The sequence below is a fragment of the Streptomyces sp. NPDC053432 genome, assembly GCF_055585365.1.
Map to the genome: position 1 here is coordinate 56,664 of NZ_JBVJKF010000002.1, position 24,211 is coordinate 80,874.

At 72.9% G+C, this 24,211-nt stretch carries 25 protein-coding genes; 9 read left to right on the forward strand and 16 right to left on the reverse strand.

The window, feature by feature from the left end:
- The first annotated feature begins 5 nt into the window (after window positions 1–5).
- Window positions 6–710 carry a response regulator gene (locus ACZ6Y1_RS03305; protein WP_469621924.1) on the forward strand — a complete coding sequence of 235 codons (705 nt, stop codon included), beginning with the start codon at window positions 6–8 and terminating at the stop codon, window positions 708–710.
- Window positions 707–2,131, forward strand: a complete 1,425-nt coding sequence (locus tag ACZ6Y1_RS03310) for a sensor histidine kinase (protein WP_469621931.1) — start codon at window positions 707–709, stop codon at window positions 2,129–2,131. Before ACZ6Y1_RS03305 ends, ACZ6Y1_RS03310 begins: the two co-directional genes overlap by 4 nt.
- Before the next feature lie 4 nt (window positions 2,132–2,135).
- Here the strand turns inward: ACZ6Y1_RS03310 and ACZ6Y1_RS03315 are convergent, their stop codons facing one another.
- Entirely contained in the window at window positions 2,136–3,104 is a 969-nt protein-coding gene (locus ACZ6Y1_RS03315) for a TAXI family TRAP transporter solute-binding subunit (RefSeq protein WP_469621934.1), read from the reverse strand.
- Between the two features lie 19 nt (window positions 3,105–3,123).
- A complete protein-coding gene (locus ACZ6Y1_RS03320) occupies window positions 3,124–4,356 on the reverse strand; it encodes a PP2C family protein-serine/threonine phosphatase (RefSeq protein ID WP_469621941.1) in 1,233 nt (410 codons plus the stop codon).
- Between the two features lie 231 nt (window positions 4,357–4,587).
- On the opposite strand from ACZ6Y1_RS03320, the gene ACZ6Y1_RS03325 reads away from it, so the two are divergent.
- Window positions 4,588–5,265 (forward strand): dioxygenase family protein, encoded by a 678-nt coding sequence (locus ACZ6Y1_RS03325; protein ID WP_469621944.1) that lies wholly within the window; start codon window positions 4,588–4,590, stop codon window positions 5,263–5,265.
- A gap of 110 nt (window positions 5,266–5,375) precedes the next feature.
- Here ACZ6Y1_RS03325 and ACZ6Y1_RS03330 read toward each other — a convergent pair whose 3' ends face one another.
- Both ACZ6Y1_RS03330 and ACZ6Y1_RS03335 read right to left on the reverse strand, forming a co-directional pair.
- A complete protein-coding gene (locus tag ACZ6Y1_RS03330; RefSeq protein WP_469621948.1) occupies window positions 5,376–6,149 on the reverse strand; it encodes a hypothetical protein in 774 nt (257 codons plus the stop codon).
- Window positions 6,150–6,168: 19 nt separating this feature from the next.
- On the reverse strand, window positions 6,169–7,281 hold the full coding sequence (locus ACZ6Y1_RS03335; RefSeq protein WP_469621950.1) for an ABC transporter substrate-binding protein: 1,113 nt from the start codon (window positions 7,279–7,281) through the stop codon (window positions 6,169–6,171).
- Between the two features lie 186 nt (window positions 7,282–7,467).
- Between ACZ6Y1_RS03335 and ACZ6Y1_RS03340 the strand changes: the two genes are divergently transcribed.
- Window positions 7,468–8,565, forward strand: a complete 1,098-nt coding sequence (locus tag ACZ6Y1_RS03340; RefSeq protein WP_469621954.1) for a DNA polymerase III subunit beta family protein — start codon at window positions 7,468–7,470, stop codon at window positions 8,563–8,565.
- Between the two features lie 93 nt (window positions 8,566–8,658).
- Window positions 8,659–9,180 (forward strand): hypothetical protein, encoded by a 522-nt coding sequence (locus ACZ6Y1_RS03345; RefSeq protein ID WP_469621956.1) that lies wholly within the window; start codon window positions 8,659–8,661, stop codon window positions 9,178–9,180.
- Between the two features lie 52 nt (window positions 9,181–9,232).
- On the opposite strand, the gene ACZ6Y1_RS03350 is transcribed toward ACZ6Y1_RS03345, so the two are convergent.
- Window positions 9,233–9,829 carry a TetR/AcrR family transcriptional regulator gene (locus ACZ6Y1_RS03350; protein WP_469621958.1) on the reverse strand — a complete coding sequence of 199 codons (597 nt, stop codon included), beginning with the start codon at window positions 9,827–9,829 and terminating at the stop codon, window positions 9,233–9,235.
- Between the two features lie 89 nt (window positions 9,830–9,918).
- Between ACZ6Y1_RS03350 and ACZ6Y1_RS03355 the strand changes: the two genes are divergently transcribed.
- Window positions 9,919–10,332 carry a nuclear transport factor 2 family protein gene (locus tag ACZ6Y1_RS03355; RefSeq protein WP_469621963.1) on the forward strand — a complete coding sequence of 138 codons (414 nt, stop codon included), beginning with the start codon at window positions 9,919–9,921 and terminating at the stop codon, window positions 10,330–10,332.
- A gap of 3 nt (window positions 10,333–10,335) precedes the next feature.
- Here ACZ6Y1_RS03355 and ACZ6Y1_RS03360 read toward each other — a convergent pair whose 3' ends face one another.
- Window positions 10,336–10,656, reverse strand: a complete 321-nt coding sequence (locus tag ACZ6Y1_RS03360; RefSeq protein ID WP_469621966.1) for a winged helix-turn-helix domain-containing protein — start codon at window positions 10,654–10,656, stop codon at window positions 10,336–10,338.
- Window positions 10,653–10,895 (reverse strand): hypothetical protein, encoded by a 243-nt coding sequence (locus tag ACZ6Y1_RS03365; protein WP_469621969.1) that lies wholly within the window; start codon window positions 10,893–10,895, stop codon window positions 10,653–10,655. Before ACZ6Y1_RS03365 ends, ACZ6Y1_RS03360 begins: the two co-directional genes overlap by 4 nt.
- A gap of 66 nt (window positions 10,896–10,961) precedes the next feature.
- Here ACZ6Y1_RS03365 and ACZ6Y1_RS03370 point away from each other — a divergent pair, with 66 nt between their 5' ends.
- Window positions 10,962–11,792: a class I SAM-dependent methyltransferase gene (locus ACZ6Y1_RS03370; RefSeq protein WP_469621972.1), complete on the forward strand. Its 831-nt coding sequence runs from the start codon at window positions 10,962–10,964 to the stop codon at window positions 11,790–11,792.
- Window positions 11,793–11,843: 51 nt separating this feature from the next.
- Here ACZ6Y1_RS03370 and ACZ6Y1_RS03375 read toward each other — a convergent pair whose 3' ends face one another.
- The 9 genes from ACZ6Y1_RS03375 to ACZ6Y1_RS03415 form a co-directional block, all read right to left on the reverse strand.
- Window positions 11,844–12,449, reverse strand: coding sequence for a response regulator (locus ACZ6Y1_RS03375; RefSeq protein WP_469621975.1), 606 nt, complete (start codon window positions 12,447–12,449; stop codon window positions 11,844–11,846).
- On the reverse strand, window positions 12,446–13,759 hold the full coding sequence (locus ACZ6Y1_RS03380; RefSeq protein ID WP_469621977.1) for a sensor histidine kinase: 1,314 nt from the start codon (window positions 13,757–13,759) through the stop codon (window positions 12,446–12,448). Before ACZ6Y1_RS03380 ends, ACZ6Y1_RS03375 begins: the two co-directional genes overlap by 4 nt.
- A gap of 137 nt (window positions 13,760–13,896) precedes the next feature.
- The gene (locus tag ACZ6Y1_RS03385; protein ID WP_469621982.1) at window positions 13,897–14,316 is read right to left on the reverse strand and encodes a GNAT family N-acetyltransferase; all 420 of its coding nucleotides are present in this window, start codon (window positions 14,314–14,316) and stop codon (window positions 13,897–13,899) included.
- A gap of 153 nt (window positions 14,317–14,469) precedes the next feature.
- A complete protein-coding gene (locus ACZ6Y1_RS03390) occupies window positions 14,470–15,111 on the reverse strand; it encodes a DUF4232 domain-containing protein (protein WP_469621985.1) in 642 nt (213 codons plus the stop codon).
- 102 nt (window positions 15,112–15,213) lie between these two features.
- Complete coding sequence (locus tag ACZ6Y1_RS03395; protein ID WP_469621988.1) at window positions 15,214–16,407, reverse strand: GDSL-type esterase/lipase family protein; 1,194 nt, start codon at window positions 16,405–16,407, stop codon at window positions 15,214–15,216.
- A gap of 13 nt (window positions 16,408–16,420) precedes the next feature.
- Window positions 16,421–16,993: a TetR/AcrR family transcriptional regulator gene (locus tag ACZ6Y1_RS03400; RefSeq protein ID WP_469621991.1), complete on the reverse strand. Its 573-nt coding sequence runs from the start codon at window positions 16,991–16,993 to the stop codon at window positions 16,421–16,423.
- Between the two features lie 72 nt (window positions 16,994–17,065).
- A complete protein-coding gene (locus tag ACZ6Y1_RS03405; protein WP_469621994.1) occupies window positions 17,066–18,994 on the reverse strand; it encodes a helix-turn-helix domain-containing protein in 1,929 nt (642 codons plus the stop codon).
- A gap of 93 nt (window positions 18,995–19,087) precedes the next feature.
- Complete coding sequence (locus tag ACZ6Y1_RS03410; protein ID WP_469621997.1) at window positions 19,088–20,479, reverse strand: MFS transporter; 1,392 nt, start codon at window positions 20,477–20,479, stop codon at window positions 19,088–19,090.
- Between the two features lie 353 nt (window positions 20,480–20,832).
- Complete coding sequence (locus ACZ6Y1_RS03415) at window positions 20,833–21,258, reverse strand: hypothetical protein (RefSeq protein ID WP_469622003.1); 426 nt, start codon at window positions 21,256–21,258, stop codon at window positions 20,833–20,835.
- A gap of 599 nt (window positions 21,259–21,857) precedes the next feature.
- Between ACZ6Y1_RS03415 and ACZ6Y1_RS03420 the strand changes: the two genes are divergently transcribed.
- Window positions 21,858–22,775 carry a terpene synthase family protein gene (locus ACZ6Y1_RS03420; RefSeq protein WP_469622006.1) on the forward strand — a complete coding sequence of 306 codons (918 nt, stop codon included), beginning with the start codon at window positions 21,858–21,860 and terminating at the stop codon, window positions 22,773–22,775.
- Window positions 22,776–22,789: 14 nt separating this feature from the next.
- Window positions 22,790–24,193, forward strand: coding sequence for a cytochrome P450 (locus ACZ6Y1_RS03425; RefSeq protein ID WP_469622009.1), 1,404 nt, complete (start codon window positions 22,790–22,792; stop codon window positions 24,191–24,193).
- Window positions 24,194–24,211: the final 18 nt, after the last annotated feature.

The following is a 24,211-nucleotide window of genomic DNA, read 5'->3' on the forward strand; positions in this document are numbered from 1 at the left end:
CGTTCGTGCACGCGCTGCTCGTCGAGGACGACGACCGCATGGCCCAGGCGCTCGGCACGGCCCTCGCCCAGCGCGGGCACACCGTCCGCCGGGTCGCCCGCGCCCTGGACGCCCTGCGGCACGTCCGCGAGGCCGAGTTCGTCCTGCTCGACCTCGGCCTGCCCGACCTGGACGGGATAGAACTCCTGCGGCGGCTGCGCACCGTCTGCGACGCACCGCTGATCGTGGTGACCGCCCGCTGCGAGGAGCGCGACATCGTGCAGGGGCTGCGGGCGGGCGCCGACGACTACGTCGTCAAGCCGTTCCGGATGGCCGAGCTGATGGCCCGTATCGACACCGTGCGCCGCCGGACGGACGCCCACGCCGCCGGCGCAGCCCCCACCGGCGACGAGCCCGTGCGCACCGGGGACGTCGAAGTCGACCTGGCGGGCCGCACGGTCAGCGTCGCGGGCACCGAAGTGCAGCTGACCCGGCGCGAGTTCGACGTGCTCGCGCTGCTGGCCGCCCGCCCCGGCGAGGTGCACTCCCGGGAGGAGATCCTGGACCGGATCTGGGGGGACGCGTTCCTCGCCGCCTCCCGCTCGCTGGACGTCCACGTGGCGGGCATCCGCGCCAAGACCGGCCGCTCCGGCCTGGTGCGTACGGTCCGCGGGTTCGGCTACCAGCTCGGCACCCCCGCCTCCCGCGGCGGCCGGGACGGCGCTCGGTGAGACGCAGGCTCCTCGCGGTGCTGACGGTGCTCATGGGGGTCGCGGCACTGCTGCTCTGCCTCCCCCTGGCCGACGCCTACGCACGAGGGCGGACCGAACACCTCCTCCTGCAGCGGCGCTCGGAAGCCGTGCGGTTCGCGGACCTCGCCGACCGGATGCGCACCGACGCCGACCGGTCGGAACTGTCCGCCGAGATCGGCCGGTACGCCGAGCTGTACGGGGCACGGGTGGTCGTGGTCGACACGGCGGGCACGGTGACCGCGCAGGCGGGCACGGGTGCGGATGCCGAATCCGGCACCGGCTCCGGCACCGGTGCCGGAGCCGGTGCCGGGGGCGTCTCGGCCGCTTCGGACGCCTGCCGGCGCGCCCTCACGGGCCGCTCCACCGACCGGCTCCCCACCGTGCGCCCCTGGGGCCCGGCGTCCGTCGTACTGGCGGAGCCGGTGGGCCGGGACGAGCGGGTCAGCGGCGCCGTCCTGCTGACCGTGCCGACCGCCGCGGCCCGCCGGGACGTGACGGTCCGCTGGTCACTGATCGCCGCCGGGGCGTTCGCGGCGTTCGCGGCGGCGGCCCTGGTCGCGGCGGGCATCTCGCGGTGGCTGATGCGCCCGCTCCTCGACCTGGACCGGGCGGTGGAGGGCCTGGCCGCCGGCAGTCTCCACGCCCGGGCCGTCTCCGCCACCGGCCCTCCCGAGCTGCGCCATCTGCGCCGGCACTTCAACGCCATGGCGCAGGCCGTCTCCGAGTCCATCGGCCGCCAGCGCGACTTCGTCGCCGACGCCTCCCACCAGCTGCGCAATCCGCTGGCCACCCTCGTGCTGCAGCTGGAGAACGTCGAACCGTACGTCGCCCCCGGTCCGGGCCGGGCCGAACACACCCGCGCCCTGGACGAGGCCGGACGCCTGGAGGAGCTGCTCGACGGCCTCCTGGCCCTGGCCCGGGTCGAGTCCGGTGCGGCGGAGCCGAAGGAGCAGGACGTGTCGCGGGCGGTACGGGAACGGGTGCACGCCTGGCAGCCGGTCTTCCGCGACGCCGGGCTGGTCCTGGCGGCCGCGGACCTGGCCGAGGACCTGCGCGCCCGCGCCCTCCCGGACGCCACGGGCCGGATCCTGGACTCCCTCCTCGACAACGCCGTCAAGTTCGTGCCGCGGGGCGGCAGCGTCGAGGTGACCACCGCGCGGGGCAAGGACGGCACGACGGCCGTGGTGCGGGTGTCCGACGACGGCCCGGGAGTGCCTGAGGACCAACTCGCACTTCTGGTAAGGCGCTTCGCGCGCTCTCCCGAGCACCAGAACGTTCCGGGCAGTGGTCTCGGACTGGCCATCGCCGACGAGATCGCCCGGATCAGCGGCGGCCGGCTCGAGGTCGGGGCCAATGCGCCCCACGGCCTGGTCGTCGAGTTCCGGCTCCCCGGCGCGTGAGCACTCAGCCGTACACCGAGCGGTAGTACGCCACCGCGCCCGGGTGGAGCGGCACCTTCCCGGTCGAGATGGCGAACCGCGGCTCCAGGCGCGCGCCCGCCGTCACCTCGCGCAGCAGGTCGCGCCAGCGGTCGAACACCACCTGGAGCACGGTGCGTACGGCGCTCGCCGGTACGTCATCACGGGCCAGCAGGTAGTTGCCGACGCCTATGGTCCCCACCGGCTCCGTCAGCCCGTACACCGAAGCCGGGAAGGTGACCGCCGTGTAGACGGGGCCGTAGCGTTCCCGCAGGGCTCCCACGAAGCCGTCCAACGGCAGGAAGCGCAGAGGGAGTTCCCCCGCCAGTCCGGTCAGGGCAGGAGTGGGCACGCCGCCGGACCAGAACAGCGCGTCGACCGTGCCCGTGCGCAGCGCCAGCGCCGATGCGGTGAGGCCCAGTTGCCGCTCGTGGGCCTGGGACGGGCCGTCGCCCAGCCCGGCCGCGACCAGCACCCGTGCGGCCACGACCTGCACTCCGGAGCCCGTCGCACCGGCCGCGACCGGACGGCCCGCCAGCTGGTCCACCGTCCGCACCGGGCCGTCCGCGGGCACGAGGAGGTGGGTGTAGTTCACGTAGATCCGTGCCAGCGCCGTCACCCGGGCGGGCCGGGAGAACCACTCGCGGCCGAGCGCTGCGTCCTCGGCCACGTCCGCCATGGCCAGCGCCAGGTCGGCGGAACCGTCTGCCAGCTGCCGCAGGTTGTCCACGCTGGCGGACGTGCTCACCGGTACGACGTCCAGCGGGGCGCCGCTCGCGGCGACGGCCTGCGCCAGGGCGTGCCCGAAGGCGTTGTACGGACCGCCCTCCGGCCCCGTCGCGAGTCGCAGGCGCCGCACCGGGGCGGACTCCCCCGAGCAGCCGGACAGCGCGAGTGCGAGCGCCCCGGCCCCGGCTGCGACCGCCCGTCGCCGGCTCCACCGTTGGCTGCTCACGGCCGAAGCGTAGCCGCCCTCACAGCCGCACGACGATGAGGGCGGTGTCGTCGGTGACTCCGGCGAGCGGGATGAGGTCGGTGAGGAGGGCGTCGGCGAGGGTGTCGGGATCGGAGGTGTGGTGGCGGGCGAGGGAGCGGGCGAGCCGGTCCAGGCCGGTGTCGATGTCCTCCCGCCTGCGTTCGACCAGCCCGTCGGTGTAGAGGACGAGTACGGAGCCCTCGGTGAAGGCGGTCTGCGCCTGCGGGCGGGGGACGTGTTCGGGGCGGACGCCCAGGGGAGGGTCGGTCGCCCCGTCGAGGAAGATGACGGTGCCGTCGGGCCGGCACAGCGCCGGCGGGGGGTGTCCCGCGCTGCTGTAGGCGAGGGTGCCGCGGGTCCAGTCGATGAAGACCGACACGGCGGTGGTGGATTCGGCGCCCTCGACGGAGCGCGAGTACAGCCCGACGACTTCGAGGGCCCGGGCGGGGCCGTCGGCGACGCGGGAGGCGGCGGACAGCGCGCTGCGCAGCTGCCCCATGACCCCGGCCGCGCTCAGTCCGTGGCCGACGACGTCGCCGACCGCGACGGCGGTGCGGTGTCCGTCGGCGAGGTCCACGAGGTCGTACCAGTCGCCGCACACGTTCAGGGCCCCCACGGCGGGCCGGTAGCGGACGGCGGCCTGGTGGTGGGCCAGCGGCCGGGGTGCCGGCAGCATCGCCTGCTGGAGGTGGAGCGCCACTTCGCGTTCGCGGGCGATGGCCGCGCGCAGCCGCTCGTTGAGTTCCTGGAGCTCCCGGGCACGGGTGTAGAGCTCGGCCTCCAGGACCGAGGCGTGATCGCTGCCGGAGCGGTCACCTCGGGCGCGGATGAGCTCCGTGACCTCCTCCACGCGGTGCAGCAGCAGCGCCACGGAGCCGTCGGCCGCGAGGACGGGCACGTTGACGGGGCTCCAGTAGCGTTCCTCCCACACGCCGGGCCGGTCCGTGTACTCCACGTCGTAGCGCTGCAGCGCCATGGTGTCGCGTTCGCCCGTGACCGCGACCCGCCGCAGGGACGCGTACAGGTTGCGCATGCCGGTCGCGCCGGGGTCATTGGGGTTGTCGGGGAAGACGTCGAACAGGTAGCGGCCGATCACCTGCTCTCGGCTGCGCCCGGCCATGGAGAGGAACGCCTCGTTGGCGTCCGCGTACACCAGCTCGGGGGTCAGCAGGGCCACGGCGCCGGGCAGGGCCTGGAAGACCGCCTGGTAGTCGATGACGGGTCCGCTCATGTCGTCCACCTGCCCGAAACGCCGGCCCCCGTTCCGATCACGTTCCCACCATGCCACGAGGGCCGCGGACGGGCCGTTCACGTGACGCGGGTGTGTCGGTGCGGAGCGGCGACGACACGGTCCGGCACGGTGGGTCACTGTGCGCAGCCGTCCGCGCGGGGCGGCGCCCAGAGGTACGTGTGAGGGGTTCGCATGGCCGGGAACGAAGCCGGACGGCTTGCCGGGAACGGCATGTCCGCAACCAGCCGCCGGGCGGTCCTGCTTGCCGCCGGGTCGGCCGGGGCAGCGGCGCTGACCGCGGCCTGCGGCGGCCGGGCCGGCACGGGGGCCGCGGCGGGCCGGCCGTCCCGGCCGCCGGGCGGGAACGCCGGCCCGGGCTGCGTCCTGGCCACGGAGGCGGGCGCGGGCCCGTACTACATGGATGTGGACCGGGTCCGGTCCGACATCACCGAGGGCCGCGGCGGCGTGCCGCTGCGTCTGGACCTGACGGTGGTCAAGGTGTCGGACGGCTGCCGGCCGCTCGAGGGCGCGGGCTTCGACGTGTGGCACGCCGACTCCTCGGGCGACTACTCCACCGGGAAGGCCACCTTCCTGCGCGGCACACAGGTGACGGACGCGGCGGGCCGGTGCGTGTTCCGGACGATCGTGCCCGGCTGGTACGCGGGGCTGGCGCCGCACATCCACTTCAAGGTGCACCCGGACGCCCGTACCGAGACGACCTCGCAGTTCTTCTTCCCCGAGGACCTCCTGCTCGAGGTGTACGCGCGCCAGCCGTACGCGCGCCGCCCCGCGCCGAAGCACCCCAACAGCCGGGACAGCCGCTACCGGGCCGCCGGCGCCACGATGACGCTGCCCCTCTCACCGGACGGCGACGGGTACCGCGCGGCGTTCACGGTGGGCATCGCTTGATGTTCCCGCTGGAGGAGATCGTGCGGGCACCCGAGCACATGGAGTCCCACACCCGGTTCGGCAAGCTCGTGGTCACCGTGGACCACTGACACGAACCGGATCGGCTCGCCTCAGGCCGGGTAGCGGATCGATCCCAGGGGCGGGCAGGGGATGAGCAGGGTGCCGGCACCCGGGTGTTCGACGAACGCCCGGGCCGCTGCGGCCTGCTGGCGGCGGGTGTCGAGCGCGTCGGCGTGCCAGGCGTCGCGCCGGGCACTGGTGTAGTCCCACGTGTCGTCGATGAGGCTGAGGCTGGTGTTGCCGGCGCTGCGCTGGAACTCCGCCCTGATCGCCGCCTGTTGGAGGGCCGTCTGGGTCGCGGCCAGTTCGATGCGGGTGATCAGGACACCGGGGGTGTTCGGTTCGCGGGTCGGCATGGGGGCCTGCGGGAGGAGGGACACCCCGGTGTCGAGGCGGCCGAGGTTGTCCACGGTCGCGTCCCGCGCCTCCCTCGTCATGATCTGCATTTCCTGGTGCAGCCAGAGGAATTCGTCGAGGTCGGCCTGCGTGACGCGCATCCGCTCGTACAGGGCCCGGAAGCGGGGTTCGCCGTGCAACGGGCGTATGGGGGCGCTGTGGAGCGCCACGCAGTCGTTGAAGCCGCCCGCCACCGCGGCCTCCAGGTGGTGGATGACCTGGTCCGCCTGTCCGCGGGCGAGGGCCAGGCCGCCCAGGGCCCCGTGGCCCGAGGCGGCGACCCAGGCACCCTCCGGGCCGAGCCTCGTGGCCCGCGCCACGACGTCGTGGAACGCCGCGGTGGGATCCCCGGCGGCCCCGCCGCTGGTCATGAACGAAACCAGCAGTTCGTGGATGCGGGCGGCCAGTGAGTTGACGGTGTCGACCATGGGTCTCCTCGGATTCCTGTCAGCCGGTGTGGAGGACGCGGAGGCGCTCGGGTTCCGCCGGATCCCGGTCTACGACCTGGACCGGCGGCCACGCCCATTGCCATACGCCGATCCCGGGCGCACGGGTGAACCGGATCCGTCCCCGGGTGCCCTCGGCCTCGACGCGCGACCAGGATCCGGCGATGCGCGCCCGGTCCGTGCCGTGGGTACGCAGCACCTCGGCGAGGACGGTGACCGTGTCGTACCCCTCGAAGGCGACGAACGAGGGTGCTTCGGCCAGTTGCGCGGCGAGGGCCTTCTCGACTCCGGCGCCGAGCGGGGTGAGGTTCTCCGGCAGGTAGCGCAGGAACGGGACCGCGGCGCCCTCATCGCCCAGTGAGGCCGCCCATTCGGCGAACTCCGGCTGTCCGGCGGGAGCACCGATCATGATCCCGGCGAGGCGCCGGTCACGGCGGACGGACCGGACGATCGGCACGGCCGGCTCGGGGAAGCCGGTCAGGAGGAGGAGGGCGGTCGCGCCGCTGCTCGCGAGTTGGTCGCACACGGCTGTGGGGGCGAGGGCGCGCGCATCGAGCGCGGTCACGGTGCCGCCGTGCGGGGCGAGGTGGTCCCGGAGGATGCGGGCCCCGGACTCCCAGTACACGCTCGGCTCGGCGGCCACCGCGATGCGACTGTGGCCGGCGCCGAGGAGGAAGTCCGCGTAGGTCCTCCAGCCGTGCGACTGGGCCGGGGCGAGGCGCGCGACCCAGGGCGTCGGCTGTTCGGTGAGGGCGTCGAGCACCGCCGACGAGCAGAGGAACGGCAGGCCGAGGGCGTCGGCCCGGGCGGCCGCGGAGCGGGCGACGACGCTGTGGTACTCCCCCACGACGGCGGCCACACCGAGGCCCGCCAGTTCGTCCACGGCCCGCGCGGCCCGCTGCGGGTCGGCAGCGGTGTCCCGGACCAGCAGTTCCAGCGGCCGGCCGTCGATCCCGCCGGCGTCGTTGACCTCGCGCACGGCCAGTTCCAGGCCGGCGAGCAGATGGCGGCCCGCCTCGGCCCAGCCGGGCCTGGTCAGCGGAGCGAGGGCGCCGATCCGGACGGACGCACCGTCAGTTCGCCTCGGTCCGGGCTGAGATGGTGGCGTGTGCATACGCTCGGCGTCCCCCGTTCGACGATCTCTGCCGCAGCTTATCCGGAAGTACGAGCGGATCGTCGTCGCGGGGAACGGGGCGGCGCCACCGCTCGGCGGGAGGGGACGTCCGGTCAGTAGGGTCGGCCGGGCGGGATTGACCCTCGACCTGGTGGAGGGACCAGAGTTCCGGGTGTGGAGAGCGAGATGCGCAGTATCGGTGAAATGGCCCGGGACAGTGGGCTCAGTGTGAGTGCCCTGCGGTTCTACGACCGTGCGGGGGTGCTGGTCCCGGCCTGGGTGGATCCGGTCAGCGGCTACCGCTGGTACGGAGCCGAGCAGCTGGAGGAGTCCCGGCTGCTGACGCGGCTGCGCCGGGCCGGGATGCCGCTCGCGGACATCCGGCTGGTCCTCGCCGGGTGGTCCGGTGCGGACGCCGACCTGGTCCTGAAGCTGCTCGACGCGCATCTGCGCCGCCTCGAACTGGGGCTGTCCGATGCCCGCGGCGAGTTCTCCACGGTCCGAGCACTACTCGAACACAGGGAGAGTCCCATGACTTCGCTCCGTACCACCACCACCATCCGGCCGGCCGTGTCCGCGTCCGAGCTGGCCGCCGCACTGGACGCGGTCCGCTTCGCCGCCAGTGCCGATCCGGAGCTGCCGATGCTCGGCGGCGTCCTGTTCGACATCGAGGGCGGGGCGCTGCGCGTCGTGGCCACCGACCGGTACCGGATGGCGGTGGCGCAGATCGCCGCGGCCGGTGATGCGGGGCCGCGCGTGCAGGTGATCGTGCCGTCGCCGCTCGCCGACGCGATGCGGGCACTGCTGAGCGACGACGCTCCCGTCGAACTCACCGTGGAAGGTGACCGCGTGGCCATGGAGACCGGCGGCCGTCAGGTGGCGGGCCGGTGCCTGGACCACGAGTTCCCCGACTACCGCCGCCTCGTGCGCCTGCCGGCCGGGCGCCGGGTCCTCGTCGACGTCCCGGCCTTCCGGGAAGCGGTGGAGAGGGGCCCGGCCCGTGCGAGCGAGGTGCGCGAACAGGACGGCGTGGCCCGCGATCTCACCGTGCTCAAGGTGACGGGCGACGGGGCGGTGGCCGTCTGCGAGGACGGCGACGAGAACGGCGACGAGGACCGGGAACGTGTCGCGGTGAACCGCGAGTTCCTGCTGCAGGCCCTCGCCGCCGGGGCCCGGGACGAGCTGGTCCTGGAACTCGGAGCCCCGACGGCGCCCCTGGCGATCCGCCGCACGGACACCGAGGACACCTTCTCGCTGCTGATGCCCGTCCGTCTGGACAACTGACCTCCGGGTCGAGCGACCCCGATGATCACTCGTCGGGGTCATCTCCGCGTGCCGTCGGCGCGGGGACGGGCCCGGGTGCGCCACAGTGATCGAATGCGCCGCCGGACCCTCCCCCTCCTCCTCGCCGCCCTCCTGGCCGCCTCGGGCTGTGTCACCGTCTCGGGGACGGGTGCCGGTGACGGCAAACCGCCGGCGGCCCGCCCCACCCCCAGTGCGCCCCCGGCCGCCTGGCCGCTGCGGGAGCTGCCCACGAGCCCGGGGCCGGCACCGGCCCCCGCGGTCGCCGGGCCGGAGAAGACCGCACCGGACGCGGGCGGGCAGCGCCCCGAACTGCGCCGGGAGCCCGCCTCCGGCGCCGACGCCCGCCGCCCGGCCGCCGAGCGGCGGGCCGGATCCGTACCGGAGCCGAAACCGCGGCCGAAGGTCAGGCCGAAGCCCAAGTTCAAGGCCGAGCCGAAGCGGCGCGCTCCGGGCACGAAGCCGGCGGCGCCGCGGCACGGCGGACCGGCGCACGCGCCCGGCCGCATCGACATGGCGGAGCTCTGCCGTTCCTCGCAGGGGGTCACGAGCCCCGCGATCACCCAGCTCTGCAACGGCACGTACGCCCGGCGCTAGGGGGTGTTGCGAAGGTCCTGTGCGGCACCGTGCGGGTCTTTCGCAACGCCCCCTAGGACAGGCCCGCGTCGATGACGTACTCGGCGAGTTCCCGGGCGGCGGCCGCGGGCCGGGGGCCGGGGCGGGTCGCGCCGGCGGCGAGGAGGCCGTCGACGAGGATGAGCAGCTGGTCCGCGGCGAACTCGGGGCGCGCGTGGCCGAGGGCGGCCAGTTCGTCCCTGAACAGGCCGTGGACGGTGGTGCGGTAGGCCCGGGTGACCTCGTGGCCCGGGTGGGCCGGGTCCGAGAGCGCGAGGTCGGCCGCGAGGTAGCGGCAGCCGTGGAAGTCGGGGGCCGCGGCGATCGCGCCGAGCCGGTCGACGACCGCGAGGAGCCTGGCCCGGGGGTCCTTTCCGGCGCCGGCCATCGTGGCGCGGTATTCCGCCTCGTCCTCGGCGGTGCTGCGGCGCAGCACCTCGGCGATGAGGCCGTCCTTGCCGCCGAAGTGCTCGTACAGCGAACGCCGGGCGACGCCGGCCGCCTTGAGGAGGGCGTCCACTCCGACGCCGACGCCCTGGGTGTACGTGAGCTCCTGGGCCGCGAGCAGCAGCCGCTCCCTGGGGCCCGGCTTGGCGGCGGCGGCAATGGCGGTGGTCGGTGAGGCGGTCATGGGCTGATTCTGCCAGCCCTTGACACGGTAGATCAACCGGTCTATCTATATGAGTAGACCGAACGGTCTATCCCTTTCGAGGAGGCGTCATGTCCGTCCGCACCACCGCCGAGGTCATCGAGCGTTTCAACCGCGCGTTCATCGAGCACGAGGCCGGTCTCCTGCACGGCCTGATCGCCGAGGACTGCGTGATGGAGAGCGTCCAGCCCGCGCCGACCGGCGAGCGGGTCGTCGGGCTCGAAGCCTGTACGGCCTGGTGGGGAGCGCTCGCCGAGGACCGCAGCACGCAGTTCACCCCGCAGGAGGTGCTGGTGGCGGGCGACCGCGCCACGATCCTGTGGACGTACCGCTTCGGCGACGGCCCCGACCAGTGGGTGTCCGGGGTCAACGTCATGCGCGTCACGGACGGCCGCATCACCGAGGCGCTCGGCTTCAGCAAGACCGCGGGAGAGGTTCCACTGGCCTCCGAGGAGCCGATGCGGCCGGTGGAGAACGCCGGCTGAGGGCTACGACCAGTCGGCCGCGATGGCCCTGAGCGCGGCGAGGTGGCGCCGGTACGCCGCACCGCCCTCCGGGTTCAGGGAAAGCCAGGTCCGCGGGCGGCGGCCCACGCGGCCCTTCTCCACGTCGACGTAGCCGGCCTCCTCCAGGGCCGCGACCTGCTTGGAGAGGACCGAGTCCGAGACCTCGACCAGGTCGCGCAGAAAGCCGAACTCGGCCTTGTCCAGCGGCGCGAGGGCCCCGACCACGGACAGCCGGACCGGGGCGTTGAGCAGCGGATCCAGCCCGTGCCGCGGGTGGGCGCCGGGCCCCGGGTCGGGGCTCACGGCTGCCGCCGCAGTTCGAGCACGGCGCCGACGGCCGCGGGCCGCGCGCAGACGAGCGCCCCGGCGGCGGCGAAGGCCACGCTGTCGGCGAAGACGGTGACGCCCAGGACGACGGTCGCGCCGAAGAGCACGCTCCAGATTCCGATGATCACCACATGCCTGGCCCCGGCGCCGCGCCGCATCACGCGCTGCCTGGCCGCGTGGACGCTCAGGCCCCCGACGATCACGGCCTGAGCCACCGCGAACAGAAGACCTGCGGGACGCCCCGACATGTGGCATCCGTTCCCGCTTGTCACAATGGCCGCATGGCCGGTACGGGGCACCCGAGCGGGGGCCGTTACGGTGAGCGGGTCTTCCGTCCCGAGGAGCGGGGCGAGGACGAACGCATCGACCTCGGCGCCCTCGTCTACGACGACACGACCATGGCCCGGCTGCGGCAGCTCGGCGCGGGACCCGGCTGGAGCTGCCTGGAGGTCGGCGCGGGAACGGGCACCGTCGCGCGTCGGCTGCTCGGCGAGGCGGGAGTGGACCGGGTCCTCGCGGTGGACCGCGACGTACGGTTCCTCGCGGCGCACCCCGTGCAGGGCCTGAGCACCCTGCAGGCGGACATCACCTCCGAGGACTTCTCCCCCGGACTGTTCCGGCTGGTCCACGCCCGGTTCGTACTCATGCACCTGCCGTCGGCCCGGCAACTGGTCGCCCGGCTCGCCGGCCTGCTCGCCCCCGGCGGGGTCCTGGTGGTCAGCGACGCGGTCGACCTGACCACGGACTCGGCGCCCGAGACCCCGTACACCCTGGCCATGCGGGCCATGTGGCGGGGGCTGCGCGACACCATCGGGACGGACGTCTCCCAGGTCACCCGCCGTCCCGAGCTGCTGCGGGCCGCCGGGCTGGAGGGGGTGGCGGCCGAGATCCACGTACCGCCGCTCCTGCCGGGCAGCCCGATCAGCCGGTTCTGGGCCGACACCTGGGGCCGCGCCCGGGCGGCGATGGTGGCGACGGGACTGGTCGACGACGCCGGGCTCGACGCGGCGGTGCGCTACCTGGACTCCCCCGAGTGCACCGGACTGTCCCCGGGCATGCTCACCGCCTGGGGCTGGAAGGGCGAGGGCACCGGGCCGTCGAACGGGCTCTGACCCGGCACCGGGACGGGAGCGGAGGGGCGGGGGCCGAGGGCACGCCCCCCGTCAGAGCCAGCCCTGGCGGCGCGCGGCGCGGACGGCCTCCATGCGGTTGCGCGTGCCGGTCTTGCCGATGGCCGAGGAGAGGTAGTTGCGCACCGTCGACTCCGACAGGAACACCTTCGCCGCGATGTCGGCGACGGTGGCCCCGTCCGCGGCGGCGTTCAGTACGTCGACCTCGCGCGGGGTCAGCGGGCTGGGCCCGGCGCTCAGCGCGGCGGCCGCGAGCGAGGGGTCGATCACGGTCTCCCCGGCGAGCACCCGGCGTACCGCGGCGGCCAGTTCCTCCACCGGCCCGTCCTTGACCAGGAACCCCGCGGCTCCGGCCTCCATCGCCCGGCGCAGGTAGCCGGGCCGTCCGAAGGTGGTGAGGATCAGCACCCGGCACCCGGGGCAGGCCGCGCGCAGCTCGGCGGCCGCGTCGAGGCCGCTGCGGCCGGGGAGTTCGATGTCGAGCAGGGCCACGTCGGGCCGGGCCTCCAGGGCGGCGGGCACGATCGCGTCACCGGCGGCGACCTGCGCCACGACCTCGATGTCCTCCTCCAGCCCGAGCAGCAGGGCCAGTGCACTGCGCATCATGCCCTGGTCCTCGGCCAGCAGGATCCTGATCATCGGCGCCCCTCATCGGCTTCGACGTCCGCTTCGACGTCCGCTTTCCCGTCCGCTTCGACGCCGGCTTCCTGGGCCGGCTCGACCGGGAGTTCGGCGGTGACCCGGAAGCCCCGGCCCGGTGCCGGGCCGCTGCTCAGGGTGCCGCCCGCCGCGGCGAGGCGTTCGGCGAGTCCGGTCAGACCGCTGCCCGGAGGGGTCGAGCCTACGCCGCCCCCGTCGTCCGTGATCACCAGGGCGGCGCGTTCCGGCCCGCCGCGCACCTCGATCTCGCAGGTGGCCGCGGCGCTGTGGCGGATGGCGTTGGTGACGGCCTCGCGGACCACCCAGCCGAGCAGCGCCGCCGCCTGCGGGGGCAGCGGGTGTCCGGACTGGCGTACGACGGGCTCGATGCCGGCGGCGGTCAACGCGCCGCGGGCCCGGTCGAGTTCGGCGGCGAGGCTCGCCTCGCGGTACCCGGTGACGGCCTCGCGGATCTCGGTGAGCGCCTGGCGCCCCACCGACTCGATGTCGCGGACCTGTTCGAGGGCGGCGTCCATGTCGCGGGCGGCGATCCGGCGGGCCGCCTCCGACTTGACGACGATCACGGACAAGGTGTGGCCGAGCAGATCGTGCAGGTCGCGGGAGAAGCGCAGCCGCTCCTGTTCCACGGCGGCCCTGGCCAGTTCCTGGCGGGTCTCGCGCAGTTCCCGCACCGTCTCGGCGAGGGCCAGGATGGCCCCGGTGACCATGCCGGAGAGCAGGGTTCCGTAGACGATCCCGATGGCGTCCCAGCCCTCGTGCAGGGCCGAGACCGCGGCCGCCAGTGCCGTGACGGCGAGCATCGCCAGGCCGAGCGCGCGGCCCCGGAGCACCGCCCCGGTGGCGAGGCCCAGCAGCGGGAAGAACAGCAGCCAGCTGCCCCCGTACGCGAGGGCGAGCGCGCAGGTCACCAACCCCAGCGCGACCAGGCACCAGCGGGTGCCGGCCGCCTCCCGCGCCCGCTCGTGGAAGGCGCGGAACACCAGGGTGATGTAGAGGGAGTTGAAGGTCAGCAGCCCCAGGGCGCCGACCCAGGGGTTCGGGGTCTCCCCGTGGACGACGTTGGAGACGGCTCCCATGCCGAGGAGCAGCCAGGGCAGGAGGGTGAAGGCCCGCGGCCCGCGCCCCGGACCGGGGTCGAGACCGCCGTCACCGCCGCAGCCCCGGTCGGGGCCGTGGTCCTTCCCGGAGGGCTCCGAGCCCGCCCGGCGCCTCTGTCCGGCGACCTTGCCGCTCATTCCGGGTTCCCCGTTCCATGGCCTGGACAGCTTCGGCTTCGTCGTCTGCGTCATGCCCACCACGCTAGGGAGCGGGGCGGTCGCCGCGGCAGATGCGCATGTACGGACGCCGGCAGTACAAATGTCACGGCCCCGCGGCCCTGCGGCCGGTGACGGGGCCGGAGGCGGCTCAGCGGCGGCGCGGCGGGCGGTCAGGCCGAGGCGGCGGCCGGTCCGGGCATCGTCCAGGCGGAGTTGTGGGCGGTGAACCCGACGTGCGGGTAGTAGTCCACGGCGGCGGGGGCCGCCAGCAGGATCAGCTTGGCTTCCGGGGCGGCCTCGCGGGTGGCGCGGATCAGGTCGCGGCCCACTCCCCTGCCCTGGTACGCCGCGTCGACCGCGAGGTCGCTGAGGTAGGTGGAGTAGACGCCGTCGGTGATCGCGCGGGAGATGCCGATGAGGCGGCCGTCCTCGTCCCGGGCGACGATGACGAGGTTGGCTCCGGCGAGCATCCGCGCGAAGCGCTGCGTGTCCTCCACCGGACGGCGCTCGGCGAGGGTGGACGCCCGGTAGAGAGCGGCCGCTTCCGCTACGTCGAGTTCGCCGCCGACGACCTGTTCACACTTCCACATGCTGCTGCAGCTCCTTGCCGGTACCGAGGTTCTCCCCCCAACGGTAATAGATCAGATGCCATCCTGGCTATTACCCTCTCCCGTGCGGCCCCCGTACGCCGGCGCCCGAGGCGGTCGTACGCGGGTTGTGCACCGCCGTGGGCGCAGCGGCGGCTACAGGCTGAGCGCGTCCTCCGCGTTGTCCATCCACGGGGTCACGGAGTTCTTGTCGGGCGAGACGTACAGACCGGGCGTGGAGGCCTTGAGGGGCGTCTGCTCGAGGTCGGACTCGGTGCTCATGGTCATGGCGATGCCGTTGACGGTCTTGCCCTTGCCGTCGGCGGCGCCGCCCGTGAGCCCGGCGTAGGCGGTCTCGCCCGGGGCGAGCCTGATGGCGTCCTCGATCGCGGGGGCCTTCCCGCGCTCGGTGGCGTGGCCGTCCAGGTCGCCGAAGGTCACGACGGGGTGACCGAGCGCCTTGCAGGTCTTGGTGCCCTTGTTGGTGATCTTGAGCAGGTAGCTGCCGGTCGTCGGCTCCGCCAGGCTGGCGGTGAACGTCACGTCGAAGGTGCTGCACGGGAAGACGTCGTAGTCGGGGTCGGCGGACGCCGTCGGCTTCGGCTTGGGCTTCGGCTTGGCCGGCGTCGCGGCCTTCGTCTTCGCCGGACTCGCCGACGGCGTCGCCGCCTTCGTCGGGCTCGCGGGCGGCGTCGCGGACCCGCCCGCCGCGTCGTCCCCGGTGGGCCCGCAGGCGGTCAGCGCGGCGAGTGCGGACGCGGTGGCGAGGAGGACGGCGGTTCTGCGGACGGTGCTCATGAGTTCCCCCCGGGTGAGAGGCGCGAGGTGCGCTGGACTGGGCACCAGCGTCCCGCCGTAGTTTCACGGCTTGGTGACGGCGTCTTCCCGAGTCCACCACGATCAGCGGCGCGTCGAGAACGGCCCGTTGGCCGCGAAGGCCAGCTTCGCGAAGCGTTCGGCGATGAGAGCGTGCGTCGCGGTGTCCGGGTGAAGGTTGTCGGGCAGCGGCCGTTCGGCCGCGTCCGGGGCTCCGTAGAGCTCCCGGCCGTCGAGGTGGTGGAGGTTCGGGTCGTCGGCGGAGCGCTCGCGCACGATGCGGGCCAGCTCGCGGCGGATGACGCCGAGAGTCAGCTTTCCGGCGGCGACCTCCGCCGGGTCGCCCGCGGCCCGGAATTTCAGCTGCCCGGCGGCGACGGTGGACGGGTCGACGGCGGTGGGACCCGGCGTGTCCTCGTGCATGGGGCACAGGACCGGCGAGACGACAAGCAGCGGCGTCGTGGGGTGGCCTTCGCGGATCGTGTCGAGGAAGCCGTGCACCGCGGGGCCGAAGGCCCGCAGCCGCATCAGGTCGAGGTTCACCAGGTTGATGCCCAGCTTGACGCTGATCAGGTCGGCGGGGGTGTCGCGCAGTGTGCGGGCGGTGAACGGGTCGAGCACCGCGCTGCCGCCGAACCCCAGGTTGACCAGCTCGGCGCCCGCGAGCGCCGCGGCGCGCGCGGGCCAGATCGCGCTGGGACCGGTGGCGTGGGAACCGTGGCTGATCGAGCTGCCGTGGTGCAGCCAGACCGGTAGGCCGCGGTCGGGCATCGGCTCCACGGGGGCGTCGGTGCGCAGGGCAACCAGCTCGGTGGTCTCGTCGTGCGGGAGCCAGATCTCCACGTCCTTGGCGTGGCCGGGCAGGCCGGCGAACCGGACCGTGGAGGGCTTGCCGGGGCGGAATTCGGTGCTCCAGTCCGTCATGTCGATGGCGAGGGTGTTGCCGCCGACGCAGGTGCCCTGCGCGGTGAGCCGGCCGTCGACGAGCAGGTCGTACACGCCGTCCGGCCGGGGCGGGGCGCCGGCGTAGACGCGTTTGGTGGGCAGGGTCTCCAGTTCGACGGTGGTGGCCGTCGTACGGAACGCGAGCCGCATGCCGGAGGGCTGGGCCTCGGCCATGGCCAGCTGTCCGTCGGTGCACTGGGCGCGGGCCCGGGCCGGCAGCCGGTGCGGCAGCAGTCCGTGCGCGGTGCGCTCCAGCTCGATGGCGCCGCGCAGCAGCCCGTCGGTGATGGGGGTCGCGATCGGGGCGGCGGTCCGGGTCGGTTCGGCGGTCATCGTCTGCTCCTGGTCAGGGGGTGGGCCAGTTGGACAGCAGGGAGTCGAGGGCGTCGACGGCCCGCTCCCAGCTTTCCTGGCTGTCGGGGGCGCTGTGGCTGAAGCCGCCGGCGTTCTCGAGGCTGACGTAGCCGTGGAAGAGGCTGCCGAGCAGCCGGACGGCGTGGGTCTGCTCCGGTTCCGCCAGGTCGTAGCCGCGCAGGATGGCCCGGGTCATGCGCGCGTGCCGTACGCCGGCACTGGCCAGGGCGGTCTCGGTGTCGAGGGGGAACTGGGTCGCGGCGTAACGGCCGGGGTGCTCTCGGGCGTAGGCGCGGAAGACGCCCGCGTACGCGGCGAGCGCGTCCTTCCCGGACCGTCCGGCCAGGGCGTCGGCAGCCTCGTCGGCCATTTCCTCCAGGGCGAGGAGGGCGATCCGGGTCTTCAGGTCGTGGGAGTTCTTCAGGTGCGAGTACAGGCTCGCCACCTTCACGTCGAAGCGCCGGGCGAGCTCCGACAGGGTCACCCGGTCGAAGCCGATCTCGTCCGCCAGCTCGGCACCGGCGCGCACCAGCCGCTCCGGGGTCAGCCCGACCCGCCCTGCCATGCCGCCTCCTCCGCCCATCGACCTAAGAGGAGTATGCGATTGCCTAAAGCTTTTAGGCAAATCGCTGCAGTCTCATGGCCGGCTCGTCGTGTGGGCGCTGACGCCGGGCGGCGACACCTGGGAGATGCGGAGGGCGAGCTGGAGTTCCAGCGCCCTCTCCGGGCGCTGCCAGTCCCGGCCCAGCAGCTGACCGATGCGGTCCAGGCGCTGGACGACGGTGTTGATGTGGACGTGCAGGGCCTCGCGCGCCTTCGTCTGGTTCATCCCGGCGGCGAAGTACACCTGCAGGGTGTGCAGGAGGTCGGTGCCGCGCCGGGCGTCGTAGTCGAGGACCGGGCCGAGGGTACGGCGGACGTAGCCGCGCAGGTCGGCCTGGTCTACGAGGAGTACGCCGACGAACCCGAGGTCGGCCAGTGCGGCTCCGCGGCCCTCGTGGCCCAGCGCCCTGAGGGCCGACAGGCAGCGCAGGGCCTCGGCGTGGGCGTCGGCGAAACCTTCCGGCCCGGCGACCGGTCCCGCGGCGGCGACCGTGACCGGTGCGGCGACGGCCGGCCCCAGTTCGTCCGCCAGGCGTGCGGCGCAGGCGCTCGGGGTGTCGGAGGGGCATACGAGGACCACCTCCTCGCGGTGCGTGCCGGCCAGTCCGTGGCGGTCCTGCGCGGTGCGGGAGGCCGCGGCCAGCAGCCGGGGCCGGGGGACGGCTGGCGCGTGGAGCACGAAGACGGTGTGCGGACGGTCCAGGTCCACCTTGAGCCGCCGGGCGCGGGCCGACAGGGTGCCGAGGTCGGCGGCCCCGGTGAGGAGGTCCCCCAGGAGTTCGCCGCGGATACGGTCCTCGGTCTCCGCGACGGAGCGGCGCAGCAGCAGGAGCAGGGCCGTGACGACGCCGGCGCGCTCGAAGAGGCGCCGGTCGGCCTCGCCGAGGTCGGGGCGGCCCGTGAGGGCGATGCTGCCGAGGAGTTCGTGGCCGGCGAGTACGGCGCAGACCCACGTCCCGTCCACGGGTACGGCGCGCCCGCCGGCCCGCGAGGCGGCCACGGCCTGCGGGGGCGGCAGCAGCGCTTCGGCTCCCGCCCGGGCGAGTTCGGCTCCATCGGCGTCGTGGATGAGGGTGCCGCCGCCGAGGATGCCGCCGATGGCGGTGGCGACGTCGGTGATGCCGCCGCCGCGCAGGACGAGGTCGGTGAGCCGGTCGTGGGCGTCCTCGGCGCGTCGTACGGCCTCGCTGTGCGACGCGATGGTCTGCGAGGCCTCGTTGAGGTCGACCAGGGCCGTACGCGTCTCGTCCATCAGCCGGGCGCTGTCGATGGCGATGGCGGCGTGGTCGGCCAACGAGGAGAGGAGCGCGACCTCGTCGGGGCCGAAGGTGCGGGCGGTGCGGTCCGCGGCGTAGAGGACGCCGATCACCCGGGTGCCCAGGCGCAGCGGCACACCGAGGATGGCGTGCAGTCCCTCCTCCATGACGGCGCTGTCGATGGTGCCGGTGTGCTTGAAGCGGGTGTCGTCGCGGTAGTCGCCGGTCGTGTAGGGGCGGGCGGATTCGGCGACGAGACCGCCGAGGCCCTCCCCCATGCCCAGCCGTACCTGCTGGAACGCGGCGGAAACACATCCGTCGGTGACCCGCATGTAGGTATCGCCGGCTTCGTCGTCGTTGAGGGAGAGGTACGTGACGTCCGTGCCCAGCAGCAGTTTGGCCCGGTGGGTGATGGCTCTCAGGACGGCGTCCAGGTCCCTGAGCGCGGCGAGGTCCCCGGCGGTGTCGAAGAGGGCCGCGAGCTCGGCCTCGCGGCGCCGGTGCTGGCTGAGGGTGCCGCGGATCCGCAGGGCCACCCGGGTCGCTTCCGCGATCGCCTCGGCCTCGGCCGCGTCCGCGCCCACGGCCTCTTCGGCAGCGAGGGTGAAGTGCTCGGGCGGCGCGCCCTGGGCGAGGAGGTCGAGGAGGCGCCGCAGGGCGGACCACGGCTGCCGCCCGGTGCGGGGATCCTTCAGGGTGCTGGACATGGGGGTTTGCTCCGTGGTCGCGTGCGGTCGGGCGGCACCGGCCCCGCGTCCGCCGTCCACCGGGGCGGGGCAGAGGCGGGGCGGTGGGACGACTCACCCGGCGGCGGAGGCCGACCGGTGTTCTGTCTGGCGCGCGCCGGGAACCGCGGCGCCGGCCGGGGTGTGGTTCCGGGCCAGGTCGCGCCCTCGGGTCTCCTTCGCGACGAGGACGGTCAGCGTGGTGACGACGACCGCGGCCGCGAGGTAGAGCGAGACGGGAAGGGACGCCTCGTAGTCCTTGAGGAGTTCGACCGCGACGATCGGGGCGAGGGCGCCGCCGATGATCGAGGCGAGCTGGGAGCCCATGGAGGCACCGGAGTAGCGGACGGTGGTGTCGAACATCTCGGAGATGAAGGCCGCCTGCGGCCCGTACATGGCGCCGTGGAAGAGGAGTCCGACGGTGACGGCGGCGGCTATCACCGGGAACGACTTGGTGTCCAGCATCGCGAAGAAGGCGAAGGCCCATCCGGTCATGCCGACCGAGCCGATCAGGGTCACGGGACGGCGTCCGACGCGGTCGGAGAGCGCGCCCCAGGCCGGGATGGTGACGAAGTGGACGGCGGAACCGATGAGGACGGCGTTCAGGCCGTTGCTCTTCGACAGTCCGAGGTGGGTGGTGACGTAGACGAGGAGGAACGCGGTGAGGATGTAGTACGAGATGTTCTCGCCGAGGCGGGTGCCGATGGCGGTGAGGACCCCGCGCCAGTTCGTACGGAACACCTCGGCGACGGGGAGCTTCTCCTTGGCGCCGGCGGCAGCCTGCGCGGCCGCCCTGGCCTGTGCCTCCAGGAAGACGGGCGACTCGGCGACCGACACCCGGATCCACAGTCCGACCACGACGAGGACACCGGAGAGCAGGAAGGGGATGCGCCAGCCCCAGGCGAGGAACGCCTCGTCGGACTGGACGGCGGCCAGCAGCGCGAGGACACCGGTCGCGAGCAGGTTCCCGCCGGGCGCGCCGGCCTGCGGCCAGGAGGCCCAGAAACCGCGGCTCTTGTCGTCCCCGTGCTCGGAGACGAGCAGGACCGCGCCGCCCCATTCGCCGCCGAGGGCGAAGCCCTGGATCAGGCGCAGCAGGGTGAGGAGGACGGGTGCGCCGACGCCGATGCTCGCGTGGGTGGGCAGCAGGCCCATGGCGAAGGTGGCGCCGCCCATCATGAGGAGGCTGAGGATGAGGAGCTTCTTGCGGCCGATCTTGTCGCCGTAGTGCCCGAAGACCACACCGCCGAGGGGGCGGGCAGCGAAGCCGATGGCGTAGGTGAGGAAGGCCAGGAGGGTGCCGACCAGGGGTTCACTGCTGGGGAAGAACAGCTTGTTGAAGACGAGGGCGGCGGCGGAGCCGTAGAGGAAGAAGTCGTACCACTCGATGGTGGTCCCGACGAGGCTCGCCGCGACGACTCTCCTGATGTTGCCGGGGCTCGCTGACGGTGTGGCAGAGGCGGCCATGAGTACCACTTCCGGGCTGGGGGCGGGGACGAATCCGTGTCGCCACACCATAGGAACGCGCAGGTCAACGGCACATGGTGCCGGTCGCCACACTTCCCGCCCCGAGGATGTGGACCGCACCCATGTCTCCGTCCGACCGACCCTGCCGGGGCCCCTGGTCGGGACCGTCCGCGCGTCCGGAGGGGGCGCAGACGGGTGGTCCGGGGTCGTCGTGGGTGCGTACCGCCGGCAGCCGGGCGGCGGCCTCGGGGATGTCCGTCAGGTGCACACGGAACCAGTCGGGGGTTCCCATGCCGTGCTCGGCCTGGCCGGCGTGGCGTCGGTGAGGACGTCGGCTGCTGCCGGCGGTCCCGTCAGGGAGCCGGGGAGTCGGTCGCGCGGGTGATGCCGTCCAGGCGGCCCTCGAACCACGCGTGTCGCGCCGCGTCGCGAGCGGCCGGGGGCGTGCCGGGGTGTCGGTCACGGGTGCGGGGGTTCTCCACGACCGCCCAGCCCTTGCCTCCGTCGAAGGTCCTGAACTCGACCAGGCGGTGGTCAAGGTGTCCAGTGATCATCACTGCCATGAGGGACAGGTACTCTCCCCGGAGGTCGGGGGTGAGCCCGCCCTCCTGCGGCTCTCCCAGGAGTACCTGCTGCTCCTCGGCCAGGAGCGTGCAGGTGGTCTGGACGGCTCGGACGAGTGCCTCGAACTGCTCTCCGCTCAACCGCGTCCGCAACAACTCCAGATGGGAGCCGAGGACGTCGGCCTCCAGGCCGCCTCCCGGCCCGCCGGTATCCACCGGCGTTCCAGGCTCTCCAGGGTCCGGCGCATGATTCTCGGTCACGCTTCCGCCCTTCTCCAACGGCTGTTGCCCTGCGCAGTGTAGGCAGAGGCCCCCGCTCCGAGGGCGCTCTTCGGCCACCCGGCCGGCCGGGCTGTCTTCTCTCAGGCACCTCTGGCCCCAGGCACTCCGAACGCAATCGACTATGCCAATTGCACATTCGAAATGATCGCGATTTCGGCAATTCCGGGATGGATTACCTGCGTTCACTCCGCCAACATTGACAGCGTGCTGCGTCTTGGGGGTAAATGAGTTCACAGGTGGCCTGATGTAGCCGCAGACGGGCTGGATCAGGCCAATCCGTGACCGGTTCAATCCGCCCGTCACCTGGCGTGGACACGGCGATGTCGCAGGAGAGGGGCGTTGGAGTCGCGGGTGTACAGCGCGGTCGGGCAGTGAGCGGGTATTGACGAATCCGATTCTTCCGTGGGGGATCAATGGCCCAGCTCGGTTCTTTTTCCGTCCCCGATTTCCACCTTCCGTTCGGAAACTCCAAGCATCCCGGGGCCGCCCGGGCGAACGCCGAGGCGACCTCGTGGGTGTTGCAACACGAACTGGTGACCACCGCAGCCGAGCAGTTCTCGGGCATCGGCGTGGGCCACCTGGCCGGTCGGGTGAGCGGTGACGTCCCCTACGAGCGGGTCCTCCTGCTCGCCGAGTGGATGGCCTGGTCGTTCGTCCTGGATGACCAGCACGACCACCTCATCAGGGCCGGAAAGGTCGCGGCCTGGCGACCCGTCACCGATGCGATCACCGGCTATCTGCGAACGGGGCGGATCGAGAGGTCGACAGCGGGCCGAAATCCGTTGGTGACGGGATTCGTGGACCTGTGCGACCGGATCCTGGCGGGCATGAACGAGGGGACCGCGGCCCGTTACCGCACACATGTCCCCCTCATGCTCGACTCCTTGGACCAGGAGGCGGGCAACCGCGCCACCACGAGCCGCCCGGGGGTCCAGGAGTACGTCCTCATGCGCCGCCACAGCTCCCAGATCCTTCCGATGATGGACATGGTGGAGGCCGGGCTCGGGATCGACCTCCCGCAGGACGTCCACGACCTCCCCGAGTTCCGAGCTCTCGCCGCGAGCGTGCTCGATGTCATCTCATGGGGCAACGACGTGTTCTCCCTGCCGAAGGAGCACGCTTGCGGGGACCCCAACAACCTCGTCTCCCTCATCTCCTTCTGGGAGAAGTGCTCCCTTCCCGACGCCGTCCAGGCGGTCGAGGGGCGCATCCAGGAGCGCATCGAGCAGTATCTGACCCAAGAAGAACGTCTGGTTCAGGCCGTCGGCGCGCTCCCCGGGGCGGACCCGTCGCTGGTCGACGCGGTCACGCGCTGCGTGCGCAGTTACGAGGACTGGATGATCGGCGCCGATCTGTGGCAGCGTTACGAGTGCACGCGGTACAGCGACGAACGGTTCGCGGCCGGACTGGAGTCTGCGTACACCCGCCCGGATCTTGTCTCCGCGGCGTGACGGAAAGTCAGCTCATGGCATCTGAGACGCATTCCGGTCCCGAGGTCCATGCTCCGGTCGCTCCAGGACGGTTACCGCTCCTGGGTCACGCGCTGCAACTGTGGCGCCGGCCGATCGCGTTCCTGGAGTCGCTCCGGGAACACGGCGACATCGTACGGCTCGACATCGGCACCTGGCCCGTCCACGTGCTGACGAGCCCGGAGCACGTCCACTCCGTACTGGTCCAGCAGGCGCAGCAGTTCGGCCGGGGAAGGATCTTCGACAGGCTCCGCCCGGTGTTCGGCAACGGGATCGTGACCACCGACGGTGACTTCCACCGCAAGCAGCGCCGCATGATGCAGCCCGCCTTCCATCAAAAAAACATCACAGAGTACGCCGAGGTGATGTGCCGGCAGGCGGAGGTGATGTCCGCGTCGTGGACGGCCGGCCGTGAGATCTCCATGGTCACGGAGGCGCGCGGGTACGCGATGTCCTCGGTCGCCGAGATGATCTTCTCGGGGGACCTGAGCCGGCCCGCCGTCGACGAGGTGCACCGCTCGCTGCCCATCGTCCTGGAGGGCATGCTCGTGCGGGCGGTCATGCCCAAGTCGCTGGACCGGCTGCCCATTCCCTACAACCGGCGGTTCGACGGCGCAGCCGCCCGGCTGCGCCGCATCATCGACGAGGTGATCGAGCAGTACCGTGCGGAGGCGCCGACCGGGCGCGGCGACCGCCACGACCTGCTCTCGCTGCTGCTGGCGGCCGTGGACTCCGAGACGGGCTCGCCGATGGATGCCGAGCAGGTGCGGGACGAGGTCATCGCCATCATGCTCGCCGGCACCGAGACCTCTGCGACCACCCTGTCCTGGATCTTCCACGAGATCGGCCGGCACCCCGAGGTGGAGGCGCGCGTCCACGCCGAAGTCGACTCAGTGGTGGGGTCACGGCCCGTGCGTCCCGAAGACATACCCGCGCTGACGTACACGCACGACGTCTTCCAGGAGGCCCTGCGCCTGCATTCCCCCCTGCTCTTCACCCGCAGGGCCCTGGCCCCCCTCACCCTCGGCGGAACCTCGATCCCGGCCGGCGCCGAAGTGGCCTACAGTCCGTACGCGTTGCACCGGGACCCCGTGCTCTTCCCCGACCCCGGCGTCTTCGACCCGGACCGCTGGCAGAAGAGGGCGAAGGAGCGCTCCCGCACCCACAGTTACGTACCGTTCGGGGCCGGCCAGCACAAGTGCATCGGCGATTCCTTCGCCGTGACGGAGATCCTGACCGCGGTGGCAACCGTCGCCTCGCGATGGCACCTGAAGCCGGCCCCGGGCATCACCGTGCGCGAACGTCCCGCGGGGATTCCGCAGCCCAGCGAACTGCCGATGATTCCCGTGGCGCGGAAGATACAACACTCTTCTCATATGAGTGACGAGATTCCGCAATAGTGTGCTGAAACAACATCA

Excerpts from the sequence above, each read along its gene's own strand:
- ACZ6Y1_RS03320 (WP_469621941.1), bottom strand. The coding sequence starts at position 4,356 with ATGAGCGGACCCGTCATCGACTACCAGGCGGTCTTCCAGGCCCTGCCC.
- ACZ6Y1_RS03325 (WP_469621944.1), top strand. The coding sequence starts at position 4,588 with ATGTCCGCAACCAGCCGCCGGGCGGTCCTGCTTGCCGCCGGGTCGGCC.
- ACZ6Y1_RS03330 (WP_469621948.1), bottom strand. The coding sequence starts at position 6,149 with ATGGTCGACACCGTCAACTCACTGGCCGCCCGCATCCACGAACTGCTG.
- ACZ6Y1_RS03335 (WP_469621950.1), bottom strand. The coding sequence starts at position 7,281 with ATGCACACGCCACCATCTCAGCCCGGACCGAGGCGAACTGACGGTGCG.
- ACZ6Y1_RS03340 (WP_469621954.1), top strand. The coding sequence starts at position 7,468 with ATGCGCAGTATCGGTGAAATGGCCCGGGACAGTGGGCTCAGTGTGAGT.
- ACZ6Y1_RS03345 (WP_469621956.1), top strand. The coding sequence starts at position 8,659 with ATGCGCCGCCGGACCCTCCCCCTCCTCCTCGCCGCCCTCCTGGCCGCC.
- ACZ6Y1_RS03350 (WP_469621958.1), bottom strand. The coding sequence starts at position 9,829 with ATGACCGCCTCACCGACCACCGCCATTGCCGCCGCCGCCAAGCCGGGC.
- ACZ6Y1_RS03355 (WP_469621963.1), top strand. The coding sequence starts at position 9,919 with ATGTCCGTCCGCACCACCGCCGAGGTCATCGAGCGTTTCAACCGCGCG.
- ACZ6Y1_RS03370 (WP_469621972.1), top strand. The coding sequence starts at position 10,962 with ATGGCCGGTACGGGGCACCCGAGCGGGGGCCGTTACGGTGAGCGGGTC.
- ACZ6Y1_RS03375 (WP_469621975.1), bottom strand. The coding sequence starts at position 12,449 with ATGATCAGGATCCTGCTGGCCGAGGACCAGGGCATGATGCGCAGTGCA.
- ACZ6Y1_RS03380 (WP_469621977.1), bottom strand. The coding sequence starts at position 13,759 with ATGACGCAGACGACGAAGCCGAAGCTGTCCAGGCCATGGAACGGGGAA.
- ACZ6Y1_RS03385 (WP_469621982.1), bottom strand. The coding sequence starts at position 14,316 with ATGTGGAAGTGTGAACAGGTCGTCGGCGGCGAACTCGACGTAGCGGAA.
- ACZ6Y1_RS03390 (WP_469621985.1), bottom strand. The coding sequence starts at position 15,111 with ATGAGCACCGTCCGCAGAACCGCCGTCCTCCTCGCCACCGCGTCCGCA.
- ACZ6Y1_RS03395 (WP_469621988.1), bottom strand. The coding sequence starts at position 16,407 with ATGACCGCCGAACCGACCCGGACCGCCGCCCCGATCGCGACCCCCATC.
- ACZ6Y1_RS03400 (WP_469621991.1), bottom strand. The coding sequence starts at position 16,993 with ATGGCAGGGCGGGTCGGGCTGACCCCGGAGCGGCTGGTGCGCGCCGGT.
- ACZ6Y1_RS03405 (WP_469621994.1), bottom strand. The coding sequence starts at position 18,994 with ATGTCCAGCACCCTGAAGGATCCCCGCACCGGGCGGCAGCCGTGGTCC.
- ACZ6Y1_RS03410 (WP_469621997.1), bottom strand. The coding sequence starts at position 20,479 with ATGGCCGCCTCTGCCACACCGTCAGCGAGCCCCGGCAACATCAGGAGA.
- ACZ6Y1_RS03425 (WP_469622009.1), top strand. The coding sequence starts at position 22,790 with ATGGCATCTGAGACGCATTCCGGTCCCGAGGTCCATGCTCCGGTCGCT.